Raw genomic sequence first — 6,857 nt, 5'->3', positions numbered from 1 at the left:
GAGACGCATCTCAACAGCATGATTCACCGTTTTTCGCCTGACGACCATAGCGTGCGGGAACCACCTGATCCCATGCCGAACTCAGCAGTGAAACCACTCAGCGCCGATGGTAGTGTGGGGCCTCCCCATGCGAGAGTAGGTCATCGTCAGGCACCTATCCCGAGAAGACCCCGAGTTCACTAGAGCTCGGGGTCTTTTCATGTGCGTCAGCCAAACGCACGTGATGCCAGGGCCTCCCCCCTGGACCCGTTTGTCGGGAACAAACGGGAACCGCTTTAGCGGGCCCGGAGGGCGAGTCTCAGGATGAGACGAGTAGAGTAGCGGGGCGCCGACCGCCGCAGTCATCGTCAGGCACCTATCCCGAGAAAACCCCGTGTTCACCAGAGCACGGGGTTTTTTCATTGCAGCGCATGATCCTTGTCGGATCTAGCGACACAGGCTCTCAAGGGCCTCGATAAGGCTGTCCATCTCGTCATCGGTACCGATGGAGATACGCAAGTGATTGCGCAGCACGTCGGTATTGAAGTGGCGCACCAGCACGCCGCGCTCGCGAAGGCCTGCGAAGAGCTGGGCGGCATCGAAATCGGGGTGGCTGACCAGTATGAAGTTGGTCTGCGAGGGCAGCACCTGGAAGCCGAGGGTCTCGAGACGCCCGCGGGTGCGTTCGCGGGTGGTAATCACCGCCTCGCGACAGGCCTCGAAGTGCTCGCGGTCAATCAGGGAGGCGATGCCCAGGGCGCTGGCCAGGCTGTCGACGGGATAGGAGTTGAAGGAATCCTTGATTCGCTCGAGCCCCTCGATCAGCTCGCGGGAGCCCACCGCATAGCCAAGCCGCAGGCCGGCCAGGCTGCGTGACTTGGAGAAGGTGCCGGTGACCAGCAGGTTGGGGAAGCGCTCGACCAGCGGTACGACACTCTCGCCGCCGAAGTCCACGTAGGCCTCGTCGACCAACACCACCGAGTCGGTCACCCGCTCGAGCAGACCGGCAATGGCCCCGCGTTCGTGGCCGTGGCCTGTGGGGGCGTTGGGATTGGCAAATATCACCCCTCCGGCGTCGGGATCGAAGGCGTCGAGGTCAACACGCCATTGGGCGTCGAGAGGATGGGTGCGGCGCTCGACGCCATAGAGGCGGCAGTAGACCGGATAGAAGCTGTAGGAGATGCTTGGCATCTCCAGCGGGCGTGCCTGGCGGAAGAAGGCCTGGAAGGCCAGGGCGAGGACCTCGTCGGAGCCATTGCCGACGAAGACCTGGGCTGTCGACACTCCAAGCTCCTCCGCCAGCGCCTCGCGCAGGGCGCGGGACTCCGGGTCCGGGTAGCGCCTCAGGTGATCGGCGGGGTAGTCGCGCAGCGCAGCCTCGACCCCAGGGGCCGGCGGATAGGGGTTCTCGTTGGTGTTCAGCTTGATCAGTCGTTCGCGGGGCTGCTCGCCCGGGACATAGGGGGTCAGCTCGCGAACGGCGGGGCTCCAGAACTTGCTCATGGTCACTCGCTCGGGGGTTGGACTTTGGTCATGGTGACTCGAGCAGCGTGACCGCGCAAGCCGCGGCCATGCTAGTCTCGGGGGCCGCCATCGATCATTCGCTGCCTACGGACCCTGCAATGACCGCCCAGATCCTTGCCACCCTGCTGCCCGTCTTCCTGATCGCCGGCTGCGGGACCCTCTATGGCCGCTTCCGCACGCCGGACATCCGTGGCCTGAACACCCTCAACATGGAGCTCTTCGTGCCCATGCTGGTGTTCGCCGTGCTCGCTGACCGCCAGGCGCCCCTGGCGGACTATGCGAGCCTGGCCCTGGCGGGGGCCGTGGTGGTGCTGGGGTCGGGGATCGTGCTCTGGCCGGTGGCAAAGTGGCTGAAACTCGAGACCAAGACCTTCCTCCCGCCGATGATGTTCAACAACTCCGGCAACATGGGGATCCCCCTGCTGGTGCTGGCCTTCGGCGAGAAGGCCCTGCCGGCAGCGGTGGTGCTGTTCATCATCGAGATGCTGCTGCACTTCTCGGTCGGACTCTACATGCTCAGCCCGCATACTCCCTTGTGGCGTCTGCTGCGCATGCCCATCGTGCTGGCCAGCCTGGCGGGCCTGGCCGTCAATCTGGGCGGAATTCCCCTGCCGGGTTGGTTTCTGGAGGCGCTGCACATGCTGGGCGGCGTCTGCATTCCGCTGATGCTCTTTGCCCTGGGGGTGAGGATGCTGGACATCGACTTCAGCGACTGGAAGACGGGCCTGCTCGGGGCAGTGCTCTGTCCGCTCTCCGGCCTGGTGCTGGCCGTGCCGCTGATCTGGTGGCTCGACCTGTCGGGCCTGCAGGCGGCGGCCCTTTGGGTATTTGCCGCCTTGCCGCCGGCCGTGTTGAACTACCTGGTGGCTGAACAGTATCGACAGGAGCCCCATAAGGTGGCTTCACTGGTGTTGATCGGCAACCTGGGCAGCCTGGTGGTCATGCCGCTGGTGTTGGCACTGATCTTCACCCATGTCTACCCGCTGGCCTGATGCATGGCGGAGAGGCTGTCCGCTAAGCACACGAGAGGTTATGCTGTGATGCAGGCTGCCGTGCCCCACGGCGTCATGCCCATTGGTTAGGAGGACAAAAATGCAAATCAGGAGCTTGCTGGCCGGCACCGCCCTGGCCGCCCTGTTGGCCGGCTGCGCCGCCGGACCCACCGACCAGGCCGCTGCCCCGGAGATGGAGCCGACTACGTCGACCTATCAGGGAACCCTGCCGTGTCGCAACTGCGACGGCATCGACCTGAACGTGACCCTGAACGGCGAGGAGCAGGACGCGGCCGAGGAGCGTACCTTCGACCTCGAGGCTTCCTATCGGGCGCACCCTCAGGACCCGCCGAACGAGAATTACGCGGGCAACTGGGAAGTTCTCGAAGGCACTGAGCAGGATCCCACCGCCACCGTCTACGAGCTGACCCCCGATGGTGATGGGCAGACCTACTATTTTCTGCGCGTCGACGACCAGACCCTCGAGCTGATCGACCCCAACCTGCGGCGCTTCCAGAACAGCGAGATGCTGCAGCTCCGGCGCCAGTAAACGTCTGAATGCGCAGTATCGGGGCGGCCCTCAGGGTCGCCCCTTGTCGTTGCGGGCCTGCCATCGGCAGGCGGCCCGGCGGTGTGCAGATTGCCCCGAATGTGGGAGAGAACCAGAGGGAGTGCCGCATGGCCAAAGCGAAAAGCGCCTTCGTCTGCACCGAGTGTGGTGCCGAGTATCGCAAGTGGCAGGGGCAGTGCAGCAGCTGTCAGGAATGGAATACCCTGAGCGAGGTTTGTCTCTCGGCGGCACGCCCCGGTGCCGCCACGAGCACCCCCTCGGCTCCACGCGGCGGCTATGCCGGTGGCCTGTCCCGCGAGGTGGTCGATCTGGGCAGCGTCGACCTCAGCGAGGTGCCGAGGCTCTCTTCCACCTTCGCGGAGTTCGATCGGGTGCTGGGTGGCGGCCTGGTGCCGGGGTCGGCGGTACTGCTCGGGGGGCATCCCGGGGCCGGCAAGTCGACCTTGCTGCTGCAGACCGCCTGCAAACTGGCCCAGTCTCGACAGGTCGTCTATGTCACCGGTGAGGAATCGCTCTCCCAGGTGGCGATGCGCGCCCATCGCCTGCAACTGCCGGTACAGGGCCTGAAGATGCTGGCCGAGACTAGCATCGAGACCATCCTCGCCGTGGCCGAACGCGAGCGTCCCGAGATCCTGATCATCGACTCCATCCAGACCATGCACCTGGAGGACATCGCCTCGGCCCCCGGCGGCGTGGCCCAGGTTCGGGAGTCCGCCGCGGCCCTGACCCGCTTCGCCAAGCAGAGCAATACCGTGCTGATGCTGGTGGGGCACGTCACCAAGGATGGCAGCCTGGCCGGCCCCAAGGTGCTGGAGCACATGATCGATGCCTCGCTGCTGCTCGAGGGCGGAGCGGACTCGCGCTTTCGCACGCTTCGCGGGCAGAAGAACCGTTTCGGCGCGGTCAACGAACTCGGCGTTTTCGCCATGCTTGAGCACGGCCTCAAGGAGGTGAAGAACCCCAGCGCCATCTTCCTATCGCGCAACGAGGAGCAGAGTGCCGGCAGCCTGGTGATGGTGGTCTGGGAGGGGACCCGGCCGATCCTCGTCGAGGTTCAGGCGCTGCTCGACGAGTCGGCGCTGGGCAACCCGCGTCGTGTCGCCGTGGGCCTCGATCAGAACCGCCTGGCCATGCTGCTGGCGGTGCTGCATCGCCATGGCGGGCTGTTTACCGGCGACCAGGACGTCTTTCTCAACGTGGTCGGCGGGGTCAAGGTGCTGGAGACCAGCGCCGACCTGGCGGTGCTGCTGGCGGTGGTTTCCAGCCTGCAGAACCGGCCGCTTCCTCGGGAGCTGGTAGTGTTCGGCGAGGTGGGGCTCTCCGGCGAGATTCGCCCGGTACCTAGTGGCCAGGAGCGCATCGTCGAAGCGGCCAAGCACGGCTTCACGCGGGCCATCGTGCCCCGCGGCAATGCCCCCAAGCGCTCGCCCGAGGGTATGCAGGTCGTTGCCGTGGACAAGCTTGCCGAGGCCCTTGACGCCTTGTGAGTGCTGCCCGTGCGGGGTCGAACTTGACCCACCGACAGAGAGACGGTGACGGCTTCCCCACGCTGACCTCGGCCCACGCGCCCGGCACTCAGGGCACGCTGGCTTGATGTAGAATGCGCTGTAACGAACGCCAAGGAGAACGAGATGAGCGCCATTCGCCTGACCCAGTACAGCCACGGCGCCGGCTGCGGCTGCAAGATCGCTCCCGACGTGCTCGACGGGATCCTCGCCAAGGCCGGCCCCGGCGCCAGCCATTCGCGGCTGATCGTCGGTAACCAGGGGCGCGAGGACGCCGCTGTCTACGATCTCGGGGATGGTCGCGGCATGATTGCCACCACCGATTTCTTCATGCCGATTGTCGATGACCCCTTCGATTTCGGCCGCATCGCCGCGATCAATGCCATCAGCGATGTCTATGCCATGGGCGGCAAGCCGGTGCTGGCCCTGGGCATCCTCGGCTGGCCGCTGGACGTACTCGGCGCCGAGGTCGCCGGCGACGTGGTGGCCGGTGCCCAGGCGGTGTGTCGCGAACTCGGCCTGGCCTTGGCCGGCGGTCACTCCATCGATGCGCCCGAGCCGATCTTCGGCTTGGCGGTCAACGGCCTGGTCGATCTCGAGCACCTCAAGCTCAACAAGGGCGCCAAGCCCGGCGACCTGCTGTTTCTGACCAAGCCGCTGGGGGTGGGGCTGTTGACCACGGCCGAGAAGCAAGGGCTGCTGGAGCCCGGCCACCATGGGCTGGCGCGCGAAACCATGCTCCAGTCCAATGCCATCGGCATGGCGCTTGCCAAGGTCAAGGGCGTGCATGCCATGACCGACGTCACCGGTTTTGGCCTGGCCGGACACCTCGCTGAAATGTGCACGGCCAGTGACGTGGCCGCCAGGGTCAACTTCCGCCGCCTGCCACGGCTCGCCGAAGCCGAGGCCTATCGCCGTCAGGGCGCGGTGCCCGGCGACACCCGGCGCAATCGCGACGCGCTGGGTGCCAGCCTGCCGCACATGGATGAGGCCCACTGGCAGTGGCTCTGCGACCCGCAGACCTCCGGCGGCCTGCTGCTCTCGGTGCATCCCTCCTGGGAAGACGACGTGGAGCGCATCGGCCGCGATCACGGCATCGAGCTCGTGCCCTTCGGTGAAGTCGTCAAGGCCAGCGGGCCGGCGCTGATCGAGGTGCGTGGATGAGCCTGCCGCTGGTCGAGCCCGACCTCTCGCTGCTGCGAGAAGGGCGGGTGCTGATCGATGTCCGTGCCCCAGTGGAGTTCGCCCAGGGCGCTCTGCCCGGGGCGGTCAACCTGCCGCTGATGGACGACGAGGAGCGCCACCTCGTGGGGATTGAGTACAAGGAGCGCGGCCAGGACGCCGCCATCGCCCTGGGCGAGCGGCTGGTCAACGGCGGCCGCAAGGCGGCGCGGGTTGCTGCCTGGCAGCAACTCCTTGCGGCACATCCTGACGCCATCCTCTACTGCTTTCGTGGCGGGCTGCGCTCGCAGGTCGCCCAGCAGTGGCTGGCGGATGCCGGCAGCCTGCGCCCGCGCATTCGCGGCGGCTGGAAGGCGATGCGCCAGGCCCTCTGCGCGCGCATCGACGCTGCGGCCGAGCAGCCGCTGCTGGTGGTGGGCGGTCTCACCGGCTGCGCCAAGACCTCCCTCATCCTGCAGCTCTCCAACGGCCTGGACCTCGAGGGCTGCGCGCGCCACAAGGGCTCGGCCTTCGGCCGCCACCCGCTGCCGGCACCCAGCCAGATCGACTTTGAGCATGCCATGGGCCAGCGCTTGCTGTCGCTGCCCGGTCCGCTGGTGGTGGAGGATGAGTCCCGTCGCATCGGGGCAGCCAATATCCCGCTGCGTTTCTGGGAGGGCATGGTGCCGGCGCCGCGCGTTCGCATCGAAATGCCGCTGGACTGGCGGCTCGCGCAGATCCACAAGGACTACATCGATGACCTGTGGGAGATCCATCGCCGACAGTTCGGCGACTGGCTGGGCTGGGCGCTGATGCGCAAGCAGCTCTCATCGGCCCTGGGCCGGCTGAGGAAGCGCCTGGGCAGCGAACGCCTATCGCGCCTGCAGCGGTTGCAGGCGCTGGCCTTTCGCGAGCATGAGCGGGGCAATCGACAGGCCCATGAGGCCTGGCTGGCGCCGCTGTTGACCGAATACTACGACCCTCTTTATCGCCATCAGCTGGAGAAGCACCCCGACCGCCACTTTCTTCACGTGGGGGACTGGGAGAGCTGTCTGCAGGCCGCCCGCGAGTGGTCCGCCGAGGCGCGTCGGGATGGCCGGCCGCAGCCTCAACCGGCCTGAACGG

The 6,857-nt window shown here is 66.5% G+C and carries 6 protein-coding genes and 1 rRNA gene; 6 read left to right on the top strand and 1 reads right to left on the bottom strand.

Features of this window, described 5'->3' with window-relative positions; genetic code table 11:
• Positions 1 to 36 precede the first annotated feature (36 nt).
• Positions 37 to 152 (top strand): 5S ribosomal RNA (gene rrf, locus FHR95_RS12755).
• A gap of 274 nt (positions 153 to 426) precedes the next feature.
• On the opposite strand, the gene hisC is transcribed toward rrf, so the two are convergent.
• Positions 427 to 1,482, bottom strand: a complete 1,056-nt coding sequence (hisC, locus tag FHR95_RS12750; protein WP_183314647.1) for a histidinol-phosphate transaminase — start codon at positions 1,480 to 1,482, stop codon at positions 427 to 429.
• A gap of 119 nt (positions 1,483 to 1,601) precedes the next feature.
• Here hisC and FHR95_RS12745 point away from each other — a divergent pair, with 119 nt between their 5' ends.
• The 5 genes from FHR95_RS12745 to mnmH all read left to right on the top strand — a co-directional run bounded on the left by FHR95_RS12745 (position 1,602) and on the right by mnmH (position 6,853).
• Positions 1,602 to 2,495, top strand: coding sequence for an AEC family transporter (locus FHR95_RS12745; protein ID WP_040183939.1), 894 nt, complete (start codon positions 1,602 to 1,604; stop codon positions 2,493 to 2,495).
• Positions 2,496 to 2,595: 100 nt separating this feature from the next.
• Complete coding sequence (locus FHR95_RS12740; protein WP_040183940.1) at positions 2,596 to 3,045, top strand: copper resistance protein NlpE N-terminal domain-containing protein; 450 nt, start codon at positions 2,596 to 2,598, stop codon at positions 3,043 to 3,045.
• Between the two features lie 128 nt (positions 3,046 to 3,173).
• Entirely contained in the window at positions 3,174 to 4,553 is a 1,380-nt protein-coding gene (gene radA / locus FHR95_RS12735; RefSeq protein ID WP_183314646.1) for a DNA repair protein RadA, read from the top strand.
• A 144-nt stretch (positions 4,554 to 4,697) separates the two neighbouring features.
• Positions 4,698 to 5,735, top strand: coding sequence for a selenide, water dikinase SelD (selD, locus tag FHR95_RS12730; protein WP_183314645.1), 1,038 nt, complete (start codon positions 4,698 to 4,700; stop codon positions 5,733 to 5,735).
• Positions 5,732 to 6,853, top strand: coding sequence for a tRNA 2-selenouridine(34) synthase MnmH (mnmH, locus tag FHR95_RS12725; RefSeq protein ID WP_183314644.1), 1,122 nt, complete (start codon positions 5,732 to 5,734; stop codon positions 6,851 to 6,853). The genes selD and mnmH overlap by 4 nt, the downstream gene beginning before the upstream one ends.
• The last annotated feature ends 4 nt before the right edge of the window (positions 6,854 to 6,857 follow it).

Origin of the sequence: Halomonas fontilapidosi, from assembly GCF_014192285.1 — a bacterium.
GTDB classification, from domain to species: domain Bacteria; phylum Pseudomonadota; class Gammaproteobacteria; order Pseudomonadales; family Halomonadaceae; genus Halomonas; species Halomonas fontilapidosi.
The sequence above is the reverse complement of the archived record's forward strand: the minus strand, read 5'-3'. Positions and strand labels throughout refer to the sequence as shown.

What these genes read in the sequence shown, in the direction of transcription:
- hisC (WP_183314647.1), bottom strand. Translation starts at nt 1,482, where the DNA reads ATGAGCAAGTTCTGGAGCCCCGCCGTTCGCGAGCTGACCCCCTATGTC.
- FHR95_RS12745 (WP_040183939.1), top strand. Translation starts at nt 1,602, where the DNA reads ATGACCGCCCAGATCCTTGCCACCCTGCTGCCCGTCTTCCTGATCGCC.
- FHR95_RS12740 (WP_040183940.1), top strand. Translation starts at nt 2,596, where the DNA reads ATGCAAATCAGGAGCTTGCTGGCCGGCACCGCCCTGGCCGCCCTGTTG.
- radA (WP_183314646.1), top strand. Translation starts at nt 3,174, where the DNA reads ATGGCCAAAGCGAAAAGCGCCTTCGTCTGCACCGAGTGTGGTGCCGAG.
- selD (WP_183314645.1), top strand. Translation starts at nt 4,698, where the DNA reads ATGAGCGCCATTCGCCTGACCCAGTACAGCCACGGCGCCGGCTGCGGC.
- mnmH (WP_183314644.1), top strand. Translation starts at nt 5,732, where the DNA reads ATGAGCCTGCCGCTGGTCGAGCCCGACCTCTCGCTGCTGCGAGAAGGG.